Annotated in this window: 13 protein-coding genes; 9 read left to right on the forward strand and 4 right to left on the reverse strand. The window is 70.0% G+C overall.

Annotated features, from left to right (window positions below; translation table 11 throughout):
• Window positions 1-233: 233 nt before the first annotated feature.
• From bcsA to FZ938_RS14615, 6 genes are read left to right on the forward strand one after another with little or no spacing between them, the layout of a single operon-like run.
• Complete coding sequence (gene bcsA / locus FZ938_RS14590; protein WP_246457229.1) at window positions 234-2,441, forward strand: UDP-forming cellulose synthase catalytic subunit; 2,208 nt, start codon at window positions 234-236, stop codon at window positions 2,439-2,441.
• A gap of 14 nt (window positions 2,442-2,455) precedes the next feature.
• A complete protein-coding gene (locus tag FZ938_RS14595) occupies window positions 2,456-4,978 on the forward strand; it encodes a cellulose biosynthesis cyclic di-GMP-binding regulatory protein BcsB (protein ID WP_246457230.1) in 2,523 nt (840 codons plus the stop codon).
• Window positions 4,975-6,021 carry a family 8 glycosyl hydrolase gene (locus tag FZ938_RS14600; protein WP_149199211.1) on the forward strand — a complete coding sequence of 349 codons (1,047 nt, stop codon included), beginning with the start codon at window positions 4,975-4,977 and terminating at the stop codon, window positions 6,019-6,021. Before FZ938_RS14595 ends, FZ938_RS14600 begins: the two co-directional genes overlap by 4 nt.
• Entirely contained in the window at window positions 6,018-7,835 is a 1,818-nt protein-coding gene (locus tag FZ938_RS14605; protein WP_149199212.1) for a hypothetical protein, read from the forward strand. The genes FZ938_RS14600 and FZ938_RS14605 overlap by 4 nt, the downstream gene beginning before the upstream one ends.
• Window positions 7,836-7,860: 25 nt before the next feature.
• Window positions 7,861-8,571: a cellulose biosynthesis protein BcsN gene (gene bcsN / locus FZ938_RS14610; protein ID WP_246799027.1), complete on the forward strand. Its 711-nt coding sequence runs from the start codon at window positions 7,861-7,863 to the stop codon at window positions 8,569-8,571.
• Between the two features lie 51 nt (window positions 8,572-8,622).
• The gene (locus FZ938_RS14615) at window positions 8,623-10,299 is read left to right on the forward strand and encodes a tetratricopeptide repeat protein (protein ID WP_149199214.1); all 1,677 of its coding nucleotides are present in this window, start codon (window positions 8,623-8,625) and stop codon (window positions 10,297-10,299) included.
• Between the two features lie 21 nt (window positions 10,300-10,320).
• On the opposite strand, the gene FZ938_RS14620 is transcribed toward FZ938_RS14615, so the two are convergent.
• The 3 genes from FZ938_RS14620 to FZ938_RS14630 form a co-directional block, all read right to left on the reverse strand.
• On the reverse strand, window positions 10,321-13,821 hold the full coding sequence (locus FZ938_RS14620) for an indolepyruvate ferredoxin oxidoreductase family protein (RefSeq protein ID WP_246457232.1): 3,501 nt from the start codon (window positions 13,819-13,821) through the stop codon (window positions 10,321-10,323).
• 173 nt (window positions 13,822-13,994) lie between these two features.
• On the reverse strand, window positions 13,995-15,632 hold the full coding sequence (locus FZ938_RS14625; RefSeq protein ID WP_149199216.1) for a GMC family oxidoreductase: 1,638 nt from the start codon (window positions 15,630-15,632) through the stop codon (window positions 13,995-13,997).
• A 112-nt stretch (window positions 15,633-15,744) separates the two neighbouring features.
• On the reverse strand, window positions 15,745-16,677 hold the full coding sequence (locus FZ938_RS14630) for a LysR family transcriptional regulator (protein WP_149199217.1): 933 nt from the start codon (window positions 16,675-16,677) through the stop codon (window positions 15,745-15,747).
• A gap of 125 nt (window positions 16,678-16,802) precedes the next feature.
• Here FZ938_RS14630 and FZ938_RS14635 point away from each other — a divergent pair, with 125 nt between their 5' ends.
• Genes FZ938_RS14635 through FZ938_RS30815 form a run of 3 tightly spaced genes read left to right on the forward strand, consistent with a single transcriptional unit; the run spans window position 16,803 to window position 18,395 of the window.
• Window positions 16,803-17,447, forward strand: a complete 645-nt coding sequence (locus FZ938_RS14635; protein WP_149199218.1) for a DsbA family protein — start codon at window positions 16,803-16,805, stop codon at window positions 17,445-17,447.
• Window positions 17,448-17,472: 25 nt separating this feature from the next.
• Entirely contained in the window at window positions 17,473-17,748 is a 276-nt protein-coding gene (locus FZ938_RS30810; protein ID WP_211101063.1) for an MBL fold metallo-hydrolase, read from the forward strand.
• A gap of 53 nt (window positions 17,749-17,801) precedes the next feature.
• Window positions 17,802-18,395: an MBL fold metallo-hydrolase gene (locus FZ938_RS30815; protein WP_211101064.1), complete on the forward strand. Its 594-nt coding sequence runs from the start codon at window positions 17,802-17,804 to the stop codon at window positions 18,393-18,395.
• Between the two features lie 28 nt (window positions 18,396-18,423).
• On the opposite strand, the gene FZ938_RS14645 is transcribed toward FZ938_RS30815, so the two are convergent.
• Window positions 18,424-19,305 carry a DMT family transporter gene (locus tag FZ938_RS14645; protein ID WP_149199219.1) on the reverse strand — a complete coding sequence of 294 codons (882 nt, stop codon included), beginning with the start codon at window positions 19,303-19,305 and terminating at the stop codon, window positions 18,424-18,426.
• Window positions 19,306-19,327 lie beyond the last annotated feature (22 nt).

Raw genomic sequence — 19,327 nt, forward strand, 5'->3', positions numbered from 1 at the left:
CGTCCGTCACGGCCGGGAGGAGCGTCGTGGAGGCCTGGGCCAGGCAAACATGGCTTTTGAGCAATCTTTATCACGAGTCAGTAACGATTTGTAACGAAGCTTGAGCGATAAGGGGGCGCCCACTAAGGTGGAATCGCCCCATTCCGCGGATCCGCATGACAACTTCGTCCGGCGCCAAGACCGTTGTTCGACCTCTGAACAATAAGGCGCAGCAAGCCAAACGACAGTCGAGCGTGAAGAGTCGCCGTTTCTCGCTGCGGTCGGTTCTGCTCTGGATTCTGTTGTTGCTGTCGGCGGGTTTGTTTCTTGCGCTGGCGGCCCTGCCCGTTGGAAGATTTGCCAGCGCCGCCATTTCCGCCGGCGTGGTCGCGGCGGCCTTCGTGCTGGGGCGCTTCGCCCAGCGCTTCTGGCATGCCCGCACGCTGACCGTGCTGCTGCTGGCCTTCGTCACCTTCCGCTATTTCTTCTGGCGGCTGACCGGCACGATGCCGCCGGTGGACGATCTGGTGAACTTCATCCCCGGCGTGACGCTGTTCGCGGCCGAAGCGCTGTCCTTCGTGCTGTTCCTGACCTCGCTGTTCGTCATCATCGACCCCGTCGCCCGCGAACCGTCGGAGCCGACGGGCGATCCCGCCCTCTGGCCCAGCGTCGACGTCTACATCCCCTCCTACAACGAGGAGCCGGAGTTGCTGGAGACGACGCTGGCCGCCGCGGTCTGTATCGACTACCCGCGCGACAAGCTGCACGTCTATCTGCTGGACGACGGCGGCACCGACCAGAAGCTGGCCCACGCCAACCCGGAACTGGCCGCCGCGGCGAAGGAGCGGCGCGAGACGTTGCAGGCGCTGTGCGAGCGGCTGCAGGTCACCTACATGACCCGGCCGCGCAACGAGCATGCCAAGGCCGGCAACATCAACCACGCCTTTCACAAGACGTCGGGCGATCTGCTGCTGATCCTGGACGCCGACCATGTGCCGACGGTCGGCATCCTGAAGGCGACGGTGGGATTCTTCCAGCAGGACGCCGGCCTGTTCCTGGTGCAGACGCCGCATTTCTTCGTCAATCCCGACCCGGTCGAATACAACCTCGGCACCTTCGAGCGGATGCCGAGCGAGAACGAGATGTTCTATTACTCGATCCAGCCGGGGCTCGACCGCTGGAACGGCTCCTTCTTTTGCGGGTCGGCCGCCATCCTGCGCCGCGCCGCGCTGGAGGAGGTCGGCGGCTTCAGCGGCGACACGGTGACGGAGGATTGCGAGACCGCGCTGGAGTTGCATTCGCGCGGCTGGCGCAGCGTCTATCTGCCGCGCCCGCTGATCGCCGGGCTGCAGCCGGAAACCTTCGACAGCTTCATCGCCCAGCGCTCGCGCTGGACCCAGGGCATGATCCAGCTGTTCCTGCTGAAGAACCCGCTGTTCAAGCGCGGGCTGACCATTTCGCAGCGGCTCTGCTACACCAGCACCATGCTTTACTGGTTCTTCTGGTTCTGGCGGCCGATCTTCCTGCTGTCGCCGCTGTGCTACGCGCTGTTCGGGCTGGAGATCTACCGCATCAACCTGCCGGACTTCGCCTGCTTCGTCCTGCCGCACGTCTTCGCAGCCGCCTTCCTGTCGCAGTTCCTGCATGGGCGGATGCGCTGGCCGCTGTTCTCGGAGCTGTACGAATACCTGCAGTCGTTCCACGTCTCCCGCGCCGCGCTGGCGACGATGATCCGGCCGCGCGACCCGGTGTTCAAGGTGACCGCCAAGGGCCAGTCGGTGGACGAGGACGGCTTCTCGCCGCTCGCCACGCCCTTCATCGTCACCACGCTGCTGTTGGCCGCCGGGCTGGCCGCTTGCGCCTGGCGCTATTCGATCTTCCCGGAACACCGCGCCGCCATCGTTCCGGTGGCGGTGTGGTGTTCGCTGAGCTTCCTGCTCGCTCTCGGCGGCCTCGCCGTCGTCTATGAGCGCAAGCGCGTCCGCCGGCAGGAGCGTTTCACCGTCGATCGCCCGGCGGCGCTGAAGTTCGAGGACGGGACCAGCATCGACCTGACGGTCGCCGACGTGTCGGCCGGCGGCGTCGGGCTGCTGGTGGATCCGAAATGGCGCGACCTGCTGAGCCAGCCCGACCGGACGCCGGTCCTGACCATCGCCGCGACGGAGACGGAGGCGGCGACCACCACCGGCGTGCGCATCTTCCGCATCGAGATGCGCGGCGGCGAGCTGGCGGTCGGCGCCGGATTCGCTCCGCGCGACCGCCAGGACATCGTGGAGATGGCGCGCTTCGTCTTCGGCAACAGCGTCGGCTGGGACATCTTCCTGGACCGCAAGCGGGTGGCCGCGCCGACCTTCTTCGGCGGGCTGCTGTTCTTCGCCACCCGCGTGGTGCCGCGGCTGGGGCATGTGCTGCTGGCCCTGCCCGGCGCGCTACGGCGCATCCTGACCTTCCAGGCTCCGTAACGGCGATGGCGGGCATGCGAAATCATACCGGCCTCCGCCGGGCCTGCTGGACCGTGCTGTCGCTGCTGTCGCTGTGGATCGGCTGGGCGCCGCCGGCGTCGGCGGCCGACAAGCGGGTGATCCCGCTGTCGAACCTGCGCGACGACCAGCCGGACGTCACCCTCAACGGCGAGACGGAGACGGTCGTCCTGCGTGCCGTCCTGCCGCCGGTGGTCGGGCTGACCTCCGCCGTGCTGGCGCTGACCTACGAGAACGGCATCGACATCCTGCCCGAGAAGGGGGCGATGTCGGTCTTCATCAACGGCTCGCCGGTGGCCGACCTGCCGCTCGCCGCCTTCCGGGGACCGGTCAACGCCTCCATCACCCTTCCGGGCAGCCTGATCCGTCCCGGCGAGAACCAGATCGTCTTCCAGACCAGCGCCCAGCACCGCGCCATCTGCACGGTCCGCGGCACCTACGACCTGTGGGCGCGCGTCAATCTGGCGGCGTCCTCGCTGACCCTGCTGTCGGACGGCGGGGTGCCGGAACCGGACCTCGCGATGATGCGCCAGCTGCTGGCGTCGGCCGACCGGGCGCGCGAACCGCTGGCGATCCTCTATCCCGGCAGCGACATCGACGCCGACCATCTCGGCTGGGGCTCCATGGTGGCGCAGTCCTATGGTCTGCTGCTGGGCGACCGGACCCCGCGCGTGGTGGCGGTGCCGGTGCCGGCCAAGCCCGCCGGCGGTGCGGCGCAGACGCTGGAAAGCCTGCCGCTGCCCGGCGGCAAGAACATCCTGATCGGCACCCGTGACCGCATCGCCCCGATCCTGGGGGAGGCGCGCGCCGCCGCCATTGCCGGCCCCTTCCTGGCGGTCTATCCCCTGCCGGCCGCAGCCGACGGGACCGGCGGCGGCTTCGTCACCGTCGCCTCCGGCCGCACGCAGCAGGAGGTCGATCAGGCGGTGATGCGGCTGTCCGACGTCACCCGGCCGCTGCCGACCCAGACCGCGATGATCGTCGGCGACGCGACCGCGCCCGCCGCTCCGCCGCCCGCGCCGGTGCAGGCGGAGGGGCGCTATCGCCTGTCGGAGCTGGGCTTCCAGACGGTGCAGCACAGCGGCTACCGCTACACCGGCCATTTCGGCCTGACGCTGCCGGCCGGCTTCGCCCCGGTCAGCGACCGTTCCATCCTGTTCCACGTCAATGGCGCCTTCGAAGGCAATCTCGGCCCCGGTGCGGTGCTGAACGTCCGGGTGAACGGCAAGTCGGCCGGCGCCATGGAGGTCGACAAGCGGTCCAGCGGCGTCATCGAGAATGGCGAGATGCCGCTGGCGATGGCGCTGTTCCGCCCCGGCCCCAACCTGATCGAGATCGAAGCCGAGCTGCCGCCGGCCGGCGGCACCGACTGCGTCTTCGCGGTGCGGCGCCCGACCTTCACCCTGCTGGACAGCTCCAGCATCGAGATCCCCGGTTTCGCCCGTCTGGTCACGCTGCCCAACCTGCGCGGCTTCGCCAGCACCGCCTACCCCTATGGCGGCATCGCCGGGGGCGAGCCGGCGCCGCCCTTCGACCTCGTGGTCGTCGGGCGCGACCCCGCCTGGTCCGGTGCCGCCTGGAGCCTGACCGCCAAGCTGGCGCAGCGGGCGGGCGACCTGATGGCGGTGGTTCCCTACACCGGCTGGGAGGGTGCGCCGAACGACAACGCGCTGATCGTCGGCCCGGTCGCGGCGCTGCCGCAGGCGGTCTTCGCCACCGCGCCGCTTCCCGCCGACCGTCTGGCTGGATTGCTGGAGGCGGGATCGCTGATCGCCCAGGCCAAGGCGCGGGGCGAGCCGATGGCGGCGGCCGACCGCCGCGCCCTGGCCGACCGTCTGCGGCTGGGCTGGTCCGGCAATGCCGCCCGCACAGGTGCGGTGCGGCCGGGCTCCGTGCAGCAGCCGCTTGGGCAGATGACCATGGTGGGATCGGCGATGGCGGCCGACGGCGGAACGGCGAACCGCTGGCAGCGCATGGCCGGCGATGCCAAGGAACCGGCCGCCGGGCGCGGCTGGGTGCCCGACTGGGCGCGGCGGATCATGGCTGCGGCGGCGCGCTACATCAACCACTGGGCGGTGGAGGAAGCGCCGGTCGACGTCGTGGCGCTGACCGAGACCGCCGAGACGCTGCCGGAGGCGGCCCTGCTGCAATACCGGGCTCCCGGCAACGATCCGCTGACCTGGACCTTGCTGACCGCCTCGGACCCGCGCGCCATCGACCGCGCCATGCGCAGCCTGGGCGAGGCCGGCCTGTGGGAGAAGCTGCGCGGCGGCGGGGCGCTGTGGAGCAGCGCGGCGCCCGCCGTCACCACGCTGGAGGCGTCGCGTCCCTATCAGATCATTCTCAATCCCTTTGACATCGGCAACCTGATCCTGATTCTGGCCCGCAACCTGTCGCAGCGGATCGAGGTCCTGTTCGCCCTGCTGCTGGGGACGGCGGTTGTGCTGACGGTCAGCATGCGCCTGCTGCTGAAGGGCGGGCATTCGGAACGGAGCATGGGGGAAGGAAGCGGATCATGACGGCATCGCGGCGCGACGTGCTGATCGGATCGGCAGCCCTCGGGCTGGCGGCGGCATTGCCTGGAAACCTGCGCGCGGCGCCATTCGACGGGGCGGCGTGGCGCCGCTATGCCGAGCGCTTCCTGCTGCCGGAAGGGCGGATCGTCGACACCGGCAACAAGGGCATCAGCCATTCCGAAGGGCAGGGCTACGGCATGCTGCTGGCGGTGGCGGCGGGCGACCGTGCCGCCTTCGACCGGCTGTGGGGCTGGACCCAGCGCGTGCTGATGGTGCGCGGCGACGGGCTGGCCGCCTGGCGCTGGACGCCCGACGGCGGCGTCGCCGACCGCAACAATGCGTCGGACGGCGACATGCTGATCGCCTGGGCGCTGCTGCGCGCCGCCGAGGTCTGGCAGGCGGAGGCCTACCGCACCGCCGCCGCCGCCATCGTCAAAGCTCTGGTCTCCGGTCTGCTGGTGGAGCAGGCCGGGCTGACCGTCCTGCTGCCGGGGCGCGACGGCTTCCGCAAGGGCGAGACGCTGGTCCTCAACCCCAGCTACTGGATCTTCCCGGCCATCCGCGCCTTTGCCGCCCTGCCCGGCGGAGAGCGCTGGGGCAAGCTGTCGGATGCCGGGCTGGTGCTGCTGTCGAAGGCGCGCTTCGGCGGGTTCCAGCTGCCGCCGGACTGGATGACGCTGGACGCCGCCGGGACGGTGGGCATCGCCGACGGCTTCAAGAAGCAGTACGGCTACGACGCCGTGCGGGTGCCGCTCTATCTGGCGTGGGACGGCTACCGCGATCCCTATTATTTCCGCCCCTTCGCGATGCTGGCGACGAAATACGGCGGCACGGCGGTCCCCGCCACAGTCTCGCTGCCCGGCGGCACGACTACGCAGGTGGCGGCGTCGGTCGGCATGCTGGCGGTCTACCGGCTGGCCGGTCATCTCGCCGGGGCCGGCGACGCGGTGACGGTGCCGCCCTTGGCGCCCGACGAAGATTATTACTCCACCACCTTGGCCCATCTGTCCGCGCTGGCGGCGCAAAGCCTGGGGATCGACCCGTGACCCGTCCCGTCCTTCTTTCGGCCCTTCTTCTCGCCGGCATCGCCGCCACCGCTGCTGGGAACTGCGCCTGGGCGCAGGCGAACGGCGGCGGCCGCGCGCTCGCCCCCGGCGTGAAGGTGGAGGTGGCGCCGGCTCCCGGCAGCGGCTCCGCCCCCGCTGCCGGCAAGGTGGACGAGACGGCGCTGCGCTATTACGCCCGCATCGGCGACGGCGAGCGGCTGGAGGCGGAAATCGCCCGGCTGCGCGCGCTCGACCCGGGCTGGGAACCGCCCAAGGACCTGTTCGCGCCGCAGCCGACCACCCCCGGTGTCGACGAGACGCCGTTCTGGAACCTGCTGTCCGCCGCCAAGGTGGCGGAGGCGCGGGCGGCCATCGCCGAACAGCGGCGCAAGTCGCCGTCCTGGCAGCCGTCCGACAAGCTTCTGCAGGAACTCGACACCGCCGAGAGCGCCGGCCGCATCCGCTCGGCCAGCGACACCAAGCGCTGGCAGGAGGTGGTCGATGCCGCCGCCGCCCATCCGGAGGCGGTGGCCTGCAACCGGCTGGACAACGCATGGCGGCTGGCGGAGGCCTATGCCGAGCTGAAGCAGGCCGACCGAGCCTTCGACACCTACCGGACCATCGTCAGCACCTGCCCCAAGGCGAAGGAGCGGCGCGACACCATCTTCAAGGCGTCGCGCTATCTCAGCCCGGACCAGCTGCGCGAACTGACCGCGCTGGGCGCCACCGCCAACCCGGCGAAGGGGGAGGATTACTCCACCGTCCGCACCGCGGAGGCGGAGCTTGAGACCGGCCGCCTGCTGGAGCGTCTCGGCAATGCCAAGCCCGGCGCGCTGACGGCGGCCGACCTCTCGCGCATCCAGGGCATCGTCCGCGACAAGCAGGACGCCGACGGCGCCATCGCGCTCGGCTGGTATTTCCAGAAGCAGAAGAACTTCGCCGAGGCGCAGTCCTGGTTCTCGCAGGCCAATGGCTGGGCGCCGTCCGACAAGGCGGCGGAAGGGCTGGTGCTGGCCTACAACGGCTTGGGCGAGAAGGCGCAGGCCCGCGCCGCAGCATCGCCCTGGAAGGGAAAGTCGAGCCGGATCGATCAGGCGCTGAAGGCGGTGGATCCGCCGCGCGGGTCCGGCGGCGGGCGCAGCGGCCCGCAGGGGCCGAGCGAGCTTGACCGGGCGCTGGCCCGCCACGACTTCGCCGAGTGCCTCAGCATCATCCGCAGCAGCATCGCCAAAAGCGGCCCGACCGCCGGGCTCCTGCAGCAGCGCGGCTGGTGCCTGCTGGAGATGAAGCGCCCGTCGGAGGCCGAGGCCGCCTTCGCCGAGGCGCAGGCGATGGCCGCGCGCGAACCGGCGAAGGGAGGCCAATCCGGCGGAGGGAATGGCGCAGCCGGAACGACGCGCACGCCGGCAGCATCCGGCCTGCCGCAGAAGGCGACGCCGGCGCAGGAGAATGCCTATGGTCAGGCCGTGGCGCGGCTGGCCACCGGCGACACGGTCGGCCTGACCCGCGATCTGCCGCGCGCCAACATGACCCCGGCGCAGAAGGCGGAGATCCGCGCGTCGCTGATGGCGACGGAGGCGAACCGGGCGCTGGAGGACAAGCGCTACAACGATGTGCTGCGCCTGCTCGACGCCCGCAAGGAGCTGACGCCGGAGCCGCGGAACCTCGGGATCCTGCGCGGCTGGGCGCTCTACAACCTGATGCGCTTCGACGAGGCCTATGCCCAGTTCAAGTCCGTCGACGACCGGCTGAGCACCGAGGAATCGCGCGAAGGCGTCAGCATCACCTGGAAGACCATTTACCATGACTGGTAAGGGCATGACTGGTAAGGGAGCCCCGATGCCCGAGACTTCGATTTCCTGTACTCCGCATTCCGGTATGGCCCGGACCGGCTGGCAGCGCACGGCGTTGTCGGCGGTTTTGGCGGCGGCGACGCTGCTGACATCCGGCTGCGCCGGCTGGGTCCGCGACAACCTGACCCAGGCACCGACCCCGTGGCGGCGCGTGCAGCCGACTGCGCTGCCGGTGACCCTGCCGGACAGCCGCGACTTCCCCATCGTCGCCGCCCGCATGCGCGACACCGGCGCCGTCTACAAATCCTACATCGTCGTGCTGGGCAACCCGACGGTCCTGCCGGGTGAGAACCGCCTGAGCATCGACGTGCAGACCCTGCCCGACAGCCTGTTCGGCGCCCTGGTCCAGCCGCCGCGCGTCTTCCCGGTGCCGCTCTACACCATGGAAACTCTGCTGGCGACGACCAAGCGCGAGTTCCCGGGGATGACCGTCAAGGTCGCCGACGCCGCCCGCCGCAACCGCTACGGCGACTACGACTATGTCACCACCCAGGACGCGGAGAACAGCTGCGTCCTGGCGTGGCAGCTGATCTCCGACCACAAGCGGATGCTGCCGGAACGGATCGAGGCGGTGCGTCTGGAATACCGGGCGTGCGGCATCGGTTCCAACGTCCGTGCCTTGCTGGCCCCCTTCGACGGGCTGTCGCTGACCTTGCCGGAAACGGTGCTGGAGGCGCAGGATCTGGGCGCGATGTAGCCAAAGGATCCCCTCTCCGACGACAGCCCTCACATCGGAAGCCCGCCCGCCATGACCACCGTATCCGAAGCGTTGCGCATGGCTGTCGGCCTGCATCAGGGCAACCGTCTGGCCGAGGCGGCGGACATCTACCGGAAGATCATCCAGGCGGCCCCCGAGGTCGCCGATGCGTGGCACCTGCTGGGCGTGCTGCACCACCAGTCCGGTCAGTCCGCCGAAGCGGTGCGTCTGATCGGCGAGGCGATCCGGCGCGATCCCCTCTGCGCGGCCTATCACGACAATCTCGGTTCGGCGCTGCGGGCGGCGGGTCAGGCGGATCGGGCCGCCGCTCATCACCGGGTGGCGACCGCCATCGATCCGGGGTGGGTCAAGCCATTCGGCAATCTGGCCGGGGCTCTGACCGATCTGGGCGACGGCACCGGTGCCGCCGGGGCGCTGCGCCGGGCCTTGCGGCTGGCGCCCGAGTCCGACGCCTATCTGCTGCGGCTCGGCGACTGCCTTTATGCCCAGGAGCGGACGGTGGAGGCGGAGGAGTGTTACCGGCGGCTGGACGCCCTCCACCCCGGCCGGGCCGACTGCCGGTACCGGCTGGGCCTGTGCCGGCTGGCGGCGAGCGGGCTGATGGGGGCGGTGCTCGCCACCGCCGGAAAGACCGTCGACCGGGCCGCCCTGGGGGAGGCGGTCGCCGCCTTCACCGATGCCGCGGCGGGTGGCCATGCCGATGCCGGCAAGAACCTGTTCGGCACGGCGGTGGTGGCGATCCAGACTGGAGTGACGGACGACGCGACGCTGGACCGGATCGCCGCCGCGGCGCGACGGCGCCTGATGGTGGAGCCGCGGGACAGCGTCGCCCTGTCGGTGGTCTGCTATCTCCTGTATCGCCGCGGACGGCTCGATCTTGCCAGCCGCTTTTTCCGCAAACACGCCCGCCATTGGACGCCGCAGGACATCGCTGCGGATTTCGAGATGCTGCTGTGGTCGATGGTGCGCGGCGAGCCGGCCTTCTTCGACGGTCTGGCCGCCGAGCCGCCGGCATGCTTCAGCCGCGCCGTCCGCCGCATGCCGGTCCCGCCGCAGGCCGATGGCCGGCCGATCCTGCTGGTGGGTTGCGACGAGAGCTATTGGCGCCGCTTCGGCGCCGGATTCCTCGCCACCCGGCTGGAGAAGGCGCCGTCCTGCGCCTTGCATGTCCATGTCGTCAACCCGTCGAACGACACCGAGGCGGAGCTGATGCGGCTGGCGGGCGACGGCGACACCCCGTTGTCCGTCTCCGTCGAGACCATCGACCTCGCCGCGCTGCCAGAGCCGGTGCGGCTGACCTATTTCGCCTCCGCGCGCTTCGCGGTGACGCAGCAGCTTCTGCGGCAGGGGGCGGGGCCGGTGATCCAGGTCGATGTCGATGCGCTCCTGCTCGCCGATCCGGGAGTCGCGATGGCCGATTGGCAGGCGTGGGACGTGGCGGTGATGCAGGACCGGCGGGGGCGCGGCCCGACCCGTGATTTCCTCGCCGGCTTTCTGGCCTTCAACCGGACCCCGGCTGCCCAAAGCTATCTCGACCTCGTCGTCGCCTATATCGGCCGGCATTTCGACGACGACCGGGCTTTCTGGGGGCTGGATCAGGCGGCCCCCTACTGCACCTACGACCATCTGGTCCACAGCGGCGGGGCACCGGCCCTGATCCGTTTCGACTTCGAAGCCTTCCCCTTCCTTCACTTCCTGGCGAAGTGAGGCCGCCTCACGCCGTCTCCCTCACGCCGCCTGCGCAGTCCGTTCGCGCAGCCGCTGTTCCAGGGCCCGCCAGCGCGGCTCGACCGCCTCCATCGCCCGATGCTTGACCGGGCCGAAGCCGCGGATTTCCTGCGGCAATGCCGCCAGTTCCACGGCGGTGGCGAGGCGGTCGGCCGACAGCCGCTCCGCGATCTCCGCCACCGTCGCCTCGTAGCGGGCGATCAGGGCGCGTTCAAACTTCCGCTCCGCCGTGTAGCCGAACGGGTCGAGCGCGGTGCCGCGCAGCCGTTTCATCGCCGCCAGGCCGCGGAACACCGGCAGGATCCAGGCGCCCAGCGCCATCTTGCGCGGCTCGCCATAGCCGTTGGTGTCGCGCGACAGCAGCGGCGGGGCGAGGTGGAACACCGGCTTCCAGTCGCCCTCGAAGCGCTCCTCCAGGCTCTTGCGGAAGGCCGGGTCGCTGTGCAGCCGGGCCACCTCATACTCGTCCTTGTAGGCCATCAGCTTGAAGGCGCTGCGCGCCACCGCCTCCGCCAGCGCGGTCGAACCGGGGGCGACGCGCGCCTCCGCCTGCCGCGCCCGCTCCACCAGCGCGCGGTAGCGGTCGGCATAGGCGCGGTCCTGATAGTCGGTAAGGAAGGCGGCCCGGCGCTCGACGATGGTGGCGAGGTCGCCGGCGGGCGCCTCCTCTTCCGCGCCCAGCGTCGCCAGCAGCTCCGGCCTATGGGCGGCGAGGCGGCCGAAGGCGAAGGCGCGCAGGTTGGCGGCCACGCCGGTGCCGTTCAGCTCGATGGCGCGGGTCAGCGCCTTCAGCCCGACCGGCAGCAGCCCCTTCTGGAAGGCGACGCCCATCAGGAAGACGTTGGCGAGGATGCTGTCGCCGAACAGGGCGGTGACCACCCGGTTGGCGTCCACCACCTCCACCCGGTCGGGTCCGGCGGCGCGGCGCAGCGACCGCAGCAGCCCGCCGGCATCGGGAAGCTTGGTGCCGTCGCGGGTGAAGGCGCCGGTCGGGGCGACATGGGCGTTCGCCACCACCCGTGTCCGGCCCAGCCGCACCGTCTTCAGCGCGTCGGGAGAGGCGGCGACCACCGTGTCGCAGGCCAGCACCAGCTGCGCCTGTTTCGGATCGATCCGTGCCTGGTTCAGCCGCGCCGCGTCGCCAGCCACGCGGAGGTAGCTGTAGACCGCGCCGCCCTTTTGCGCGAAGCCCATGAAGTCGAGCACGGAGGACGCCTTCCCCTCCAGATGGGCGGCCATCGCCAGCACCGCGCCGACGGTGACGACGCCGGTGCCGCCGACGCCCACAATCAACATCTCGGCCAGGATCTCGGCCGGATCCTCGGCGGCGGAGTGGTGCGGCAGCGGCAGGGCGGCCAGATCGTCGGCGAAGCGGGCGGCGACCTTGTCGGGGTTCGGCCTGCGCAAGGTTCCGCCCATCACCGAGACGAAGCTGGGGCAGAAGCCGTCGGCGCAGGAATAATCCTTGTTGCAGCTGGACTGGTCGATCTGCCGCTTCACGCCGAATTCGGTCTGCTTCGGCTGCACCGACAGGCAGTTCGACTTCTTGCCGCAATCGCCGCAGCCTTCGCAGACCAGATCGTTGATGACCATTCGCCGCGCCGGGTCGGCCAGGGTGCCGCGCTTGCGCCGGCGGCGCTTTTCGGCGGCGCAGGTCTGTTCATAGACGATTGCGGTGACGCCGGGGATTTCGCGCATCTCGCGCTGGACGGCGTCCAACTCCTCGCGATGATGCACGGTGGTGAAGGGCGCGAGGCCGCTGCGGCTGTCGTATTTCTCCGGCGCGTCGCTGACCACGGCGATGCGGGTGATGCCCTCCGCCGCCAGCTGGCGGGTGATGGCGTCGACGGAGATCGGGCCGTCCACCGGCTGGCCGCCGGTCATGGCGACGGCGTCGTTGAACAGGATCTTGTAGGTGATGTTGACCTTGGCCGCCACCGCCTGCCGGATCGCCAGCAGCCCGGAATGGAAATAGGTGCCCTCGCCCAGATTCTGGAAGATGTGTGGGCGCTTGCTGTAGCGCGACTGCCCGATCCAGCTGACGCCCTCGCCGCCCATCTGGCTGAGGCCGACCGTGTCGCGGTCCATCCACGACGCCATGAAATGGCAGCCGATGCCGGCCATTGCCTTGCTGCCCTCCGGCACCTTGGTCGAGCTGTTGTGCGGGCAGCCGGAGCAGAAATAGGGGGTGCGCGGCAGGGTAGGGGCGGTGGGCGCCTCGCCCGGCAGCAGGTCTGCCAGCCGGCCCGAGAAGTCCCGCTCAGGGAAACGGTGGCGGATGCGTTCCACCAGCGCCTTGGCGACGATCCAGGGTCGCAGCTCCCCGGTGGCGGGCAGGAGATGGGCGCCGAACTCGTCGGTCTTGCCGACCACGGCGCGCGGTCGCTCGCCGGCCGGCAGGTGGAACAGCAGGTCCTTCAGCTGGCCTTCGACGACGGGGGCCTTCTCCTCGACCACCAGGATTTCCTCGGCGCCGCGGGCGGCGGTCAGCGCGAAGTCGGGCTCCAGCGGCCAGGACAGGCCGATCTTGTGGACCGACAGCCCGATCTCCGCCGCTTCCACCGGGCCGATGCCCAGCAGGCGCAGCGCCTCCATCAGGTCGAGATGCGCCTTGCCGGTGGTGACGATGCGCAGCCAGCCGCCCCCCCGGGAGTTGCCGCCCAGCACCGTCCGGTCGATGCGGTTGACGCGGGCAAAGGCCTTCACCGCCGCGACCTTGGCCGCCAGCCGCTCCTCGATGGCGAGGCTTGGCAGGTCGGGCCAGCGGTAATGCAAGCCCCCCGGCGGCGGGTCGAACTCCACCGGCAGGAAGCCGCGGTCCAGCGACGGCAGCCGCACGGTGGCGGAGCTTTCCACCGACTCCGAAATCGCCTTGAACCCGACCCAGGCGCCGGAAAAGCGCGACAGGGCATAGCCGTAGAGGCCGAAATCGAGGAACTCGCGCACGCCCGACGGGTTCAGCACCGGCATCGACCAGGCGATCATCGCAAGGTCGCTCTGGTGCGGCATGCTGGAGGACACGCAGCCATGGTCGTCGCCGGCCACCGCCAGCACCCCGCCGCGCGGCGAACTGCCATAGGCGTTGGCATGCTTCAGCACGTCGCCGGAGCGGTCCACCCCCGGCCCCTTGCCGTACCACATCCCGAACACGCCATCGACGGTGCCCTCGCCCGACGATTCGACCTGCTGGGTGCCCATCACGGCGGTGGCGCCCAAATCCTCGTTCACGCCGGGGACGAAGCTGATGGCGTGGGCGTCCAGATGCCGGCTGGCCTGCCACAGCGCCTGATCCAGACCGCCCAGCGGCGAGCCGCGATAGCCGCTGACGAAACCGGCGGTGTTCAGCCCGGCCCGCCGGTCGCTTTCCGCCTGGAGCAGCAGCAGCCTGACCAGAGCCTGGGTGCCGGACAGATAGACCTGGCCCTCCGCACGGGCATAGCGGTCGTCCAGGCGATAGCTGTCGTCGATCGCCGGCTGTTCCGCCCGCAGGCCTTTCGGCATGCCGTCCATCTCTTGTCCCCTCGGATTTCTATCGTTGGAGACAAGTCTGCGCCTTTCGCAGGCAAATGATTTTGCGGGTTGGCGGTGGATCGGCGGTGATCGGAAAATCCCATTGCGGATTGTTGGGCCGCCGAGCGAAATTTTTGCGCGGTCGGCGGCGCTTTCCGACGGGGTTACCCTTTCAGGGCGGCGCGGCGGTCGGCCCGCATCAGGGCGGCGCCGCGTTCGGCGATCATCACCGTCGGCGTGTTGGTGTTGCCGGAGGTCAATGTCGGCATCACCGAGGCGTCGATCACCCGTAGGCCGCGCACGCCGCGCACCCGCATCTCCGCATCGGTGACGGCGGTGGCGTCGTCCTTGTCGCCCATCCGGCAAGTGCCGACGGGATGGAAGATGGTGGTGCCGATGTCGCCGGCGGCCTTGGCCAACTCCTCCTCGGTCTGGAAGCTGGGGCCGGGCTTGTATTCCTGCGGGTGGTAGGGGGCGAGCGCCGGCTGTGCCACGATGCGGCGGGTCAGCGCCAGCGCCTTCGCCGCCTTCGCCCGGTCGGCCGGATCGGACAGGTAGCAGGGGGCGATGGCCGGATTCTCGCGGTGGTCGGCGGTGGTGATGCGGGTCCAGCCGCGCGACGCCGGGCGCAGGTCGCAGACGCTGGCGGTGAAGGCCGGGAAGCCGTGCAGCGGGTCGCCGAACTTCTCCAGCGACAGCGGCTGCACATGGTATTCCAAGTCGGCGGTCGCGACCTCCGGCGACGACTTGGCGAAGACGCCGAGCTGGCTGGGCGCCATCGTCAGCGGCCCCTTGCGGAACAGCGCATATTCCAGCCCCATCATCGCCTTGCCGAACAGGCTGCCGGCCCGCTTGTTCAGCGTGATGATGCCGTCCACCTTGTAGATCATGCGCAGCTGCAGATGGTCCTGCAAATTGGCGCCGACGTCCGGCGCGTCCAGCACCACCGGGATGCCGAGTTTCTTCAGATGCTCCGCCGGGCCGATGCCGGAGCGCTGGAGGATCGCCGGGCTGCCGATGGATCCGGCGGCCAGCACAGTCTCGATCTTCGATGTCGCCCGCGCCGGCTCCCCCTTCACGGTGAAGCGGATGCCGGTGACGCGGCCGTCGGCGATCTCCACCTTGTCGATGGCCGCCTCGATGGCGAGCTTCAGATTGGGGCGGTCAAGCGCCGGGCGCAGGAAGGCCTTGGCCGCGCTCCAGCGGACGCCGCCCTTCTGGTTCACCTCGAAGCTGCCGACGCCGAGATTGTCGCCGCGGTTGAAATCGTCGTTGCGCGGGATGCCGGCCTGCTGCGCGGCCTCGGCGAAGCGGTCGAGCAGGTCCCAGCGCAGCCGCTGCCGCTCCACCCGCCATTCGCCGCCGACACCGTGCATCTCGTCGGCACCGCGCCAGTAATCCTCGCTGCCCTTGAAGACTGGCAGCACCTCCTTCCAGCTCCAGCGGCTGTCGCCGGTGATGGCGGCCCATTCGTCGTAATCGCGCGCCTGTCCGCGCATGGCGATCATGCCGTTGATCGACGAACAACCTCCCAGCACCTTGCCGCGGGCGTAATGGATGCTGCGGCCGTTCAGCCCCGGCTCCGCCTCCGTCTTGAAGCACCAGTCGGTGCGCGGGTTGCCGATGCAGAACAGATAGCCGGCGGGGATGTGCAGCCAGACCCAGCTGTCCTTGCCGCCGGCCTCCAGCAGCAGGACCGAGACGTCCGGATCGGCCGACAGCCGGTTGGCCAGCACGCAGCCGGCCGTGCCGCCGCCCGCGATGATGTAGTCGAAGCTGCCGAAGTCCAACACGTCCGCCATCGCGTCCCTCCCGGGGGGATTTATCGATTTGTCAGACGTATTAAATTGCTGACCGGGCGAACGATCCAGCGAAATTTCGCCGCATCGGCGGCGTTCGCTGCGGATTGCGGTCTCATCGGGGCTCTCGAACCGCGGCCCGCCGCCGTTCGCGCTCCGTCAGGAGGTCGACGAAGGCGCGGACCTTGGTCGGGCGGAAGCGGGCGGCGGGGAAAACGGCATGGATGCCGCCCGACGGCAGGCTCCAGCCCGGCAGGACCGGGACGAGGCGGCCCGATGCCAGATCCTCCGCCACGCAGTAATCCGGCAGCACGGACAGCCCGGCCCCCTCGCGCACGGCCTCCCGCACGGCGAAGGTGGCGTCGAGCGCGATGGCCGCCCGTGTCGTCACCGTGCGAGGTTCGCCGGTCGCGGCGGTGAATTGCCAGGTCAGCGGATTGCGCAGGGCGGTGTTGGCGATGAAGGGCAGGGCGGCGATGTCCTCCGGCCGGCTCCCGCCCCCGGCCCCTTCTCCGATCCGTCCGGCCAGCGCCGGGGTGCCGACCAGAAGCTGCCGGAAGCTGCCGAACTGGCGGGCCTGAAGGCTGGTGTCGGCCAGCCAGCCGACGCGGATGGCGAGGTCGAAGGTCCCGCCGACGAGGTCGAGCGACTGGTCGGACAGGACCATGTCGGCCTTGCAGGCGGGGTGGGCGGCGGTGAAGGCGGCAATGGCGGGAACGACGACCGCCACCCCGTAATCGAAGGGTGCGGTCAGCCGCAGCAGGCCGGACGGCGCCGCCGCACTTTCGGCCAGTTCGCCGAAGGCATCCTCGGCTTCCCGCAGGATCACGACGCAACGGCGGTGGAAGGCCATGCCGGCCTCCGTCGGCCGGACCTTGCGGGTGGTCCGGACCAGCAGGCTGGCGCCGACCTCCTCCTCCAGCCTCGCGACCTGCTGGCTGACCACCGCCTTGGTGATACCCAGCCGTGCCGCCGCCGCGGTGAAGGAGCCGGTTTCCACCACCGCCGCGAAATAGGCGATGCGGTTCAGATGCCTCGGATCGCTCATGATGCCGGTTGCCTGCCAATTGTTTGCCAACGGCATACGATATGTCGGTTCTATGCCGGCTACACAGCACAATCGGCCCCGGTTAAGGTCGTCCCATCACCTCACCGCCCATCACGGATGCGACCATGAGCCGGATCAGGACCGTCACCTATCTGTTCGACCCGCTCTGCGGCTGGTGCTATGGCGCCTCGCTGGCGGTCGCGTCACTGTCGGATGTCGGGGATCTCGTGCTGGAAATGGTGCCGACCGGCCTGTTTTCCGGGGCCGGCGCCCGGCCGCTGGACGAGAGCTTCGCCGCCCATGCCTGGGCGAACGACCAGCGCATCCACGCCCTGACCGGCCAAATCTTCAGCGAGCGGTATCGCACCGGCGTTCTGGCCGACCGGAGCCAGCGGCTCGACAGCGGTTCGGCGACGCTGGCCCTGACGTCGGTGGCGCTGACCGCGCCCGACCGGGAGTTCGCGGCGCTGGCCGCCATCCAGTCCGCGCGCTATGTCGACGGCCGCGACATCACGGCGGCGGCGGTGCTGGCCGATGTTCTGGCCGGTCTGGGCCTCGACGCCGCGGCATCGCTCTTCACCGAGGGGACGGAGGAACTGACGGTCGCCGATGCCGCGCGGGTGGAGCGCGGCCGGCAGTTGATGGCAACCTACCGCGCCAACGGCGTGCCCACCCTGCTGTTCGACGACGGATCGCACCGCCGCAGGCTCGACTCCGAAATCCTCTTCTCCAAGCCCGGCAGGCTGGCCGCCCTTCTGCGCGCCCTCTGACCGCGAACACAAAAGGACATCGATGATGATGACGCGCAGGGACATCCTTGCCACCGCTCTGCACGCCTCGGCGCTGGCGGGAGCCGCTACCCTTCTGACGCCTGCCGGCGGCCTTGCCGCCACGGCGACGCCTCTGGGCTGGCAGTCGTTTCCTGCCGGGGAAACCGGCTTCTTCCGCGCCCCGATCCTACTGTCGGGCAGCCGCGAGGCGATCCTGATCGACGGCGGCTTCACCCTGTCCGACGGCAAGGCGCTGGCGGATAAGATCACGGCGGCCATCGGGCCACCGGCAAGACGCTGACGACCATCTATGTCAGCCAAAGCGATCCCGATTACTATTTCGGCCTCGGTCCGGTGAAGGCCGCCTTCCCCGATGCGCGCGTCATCGCCGCCTCCGCCACCGTTGCGGCGATCAAGGGCAATGTCGAAAAGAAGCTGGCGGTTTGGGGTCCGAAGCTGAAGGAGAACGGTCCGCAGACCCTGGCCGACGTGGTGATGCCTCAATCCTTCGACGCCGCCGCCCTGACGCTGGATGGCCAGACCATCGAGATCGTCGATGCACAGGGGCTGGCGAACCGCCGTTACCTGTGGGTGCCATCGCTGGGTGCCGTCTTCGGCGGGGTGCTGGTGTTCTCAGGCCTGCATGTCTGGACCGCCGACACCCCGACGGCGGAGGCGCGGGCCGCCTGGGTGAAGGCGCTGGATGCCATGGCCGTCCGCGATCCGGCGGTGGTGGTCGCCGGCCATGCCGCGCCGGGCGCCGCGCCCGATGCGACCGCCATCGCCCACACCAAGGGCTATCTTCTGGCCTTCGAGGAGGAGCTTGCCAAGGCGAAGTCGAGCGCCGACCTGATCGCCGCCATGAAGCGGCGCTATCCGGACGCCGGGATGGGCATCGCGCTCGACATCGGCGCCAAGGTGGCGACCGGCGAGATGAAATGGGGCTGACACCCTACCATCCGCCGCCCCGCCATCCTCACTTCCGGTTGACCAGCGCCACGCCGCAGACTGCAACCGCCATGCCGGCCAGGGCTACGATGCCCAGCTTCTCGCCGAACAGGACCCAGGCGATCAGCGCGGTGACCGGCGGGGTCAGATAGAACAGGCTGGCGACCTTGGCCGCCGCGCCGCGGCGGATCAGGGCGAACAGCAGGAAGATGGCGCCGACCGACAGCACGAAGCACAGCCACAGCAGGGCGAAGACGAACTCGCCCGTCCAGTGCACCTGCATCGTCTCGGTCAGCGGGGCGGCGATGGCCAGGGCGAGCGCGGTGGCACCGTACTGGATAGCGGTGCCGCTGCGCAGATCCATGCCGCCGCCATGGCGCTTCTGGTAGAGCGTGCCCAGCGTGATGCCGACCAGCGCCACCAGGGCATAGGCGAACGGGACCAGATGCGCGGCGTCGATCGACAGCTTCTCCCGCACCACCAGCCCGACGCCGGCTAGACCCAGCAGCAGGCCAGCCCATTGCCGGCCGGTCACCCGTTCGCCCAGCAGCGGGCCGGACAGCGCGGCGGTCAGCAGCGGCTGGATGCCGACCACCAGGGCCGTCACCCCGGCCGGCAGTCCCTGTGCGATGGCGATGAAGATGCCGCTGAGATAGACGCCGTGAACCAGCAGCCCGGCCAGCGCGATCCGTCCGGCGGTCGCCCAGTCCCTGGGCCAGGGCGCCCGGCTGACCAGCGCCACCAGCGCCAGCACGACGGCGACCAGCCCCAGCCGGATCAGCAGGAAGGTCAGCGGCTCCACATAAGGCAGGCCGTATTTCGCGCCGATGAAGCCGGTGCTCCACAGCAGCACGAAAAGGCCCGGCATCAGGCGCAGCCAGGTCTGGCCGCCCGTCGCGGTCCCGCTCATCTTTGAATCCCTTTCCCGATCC

It is taken from the genome of Azospirillum oryzae (assembly GCF_008364795.1).
GTDB classification, from domain to species: Bacteria; Pseudomonadota; Alphaproteobacteria; order Azospirillales; family Azospirillaceae; genus Azospirillum; species Azospirillum oryzae.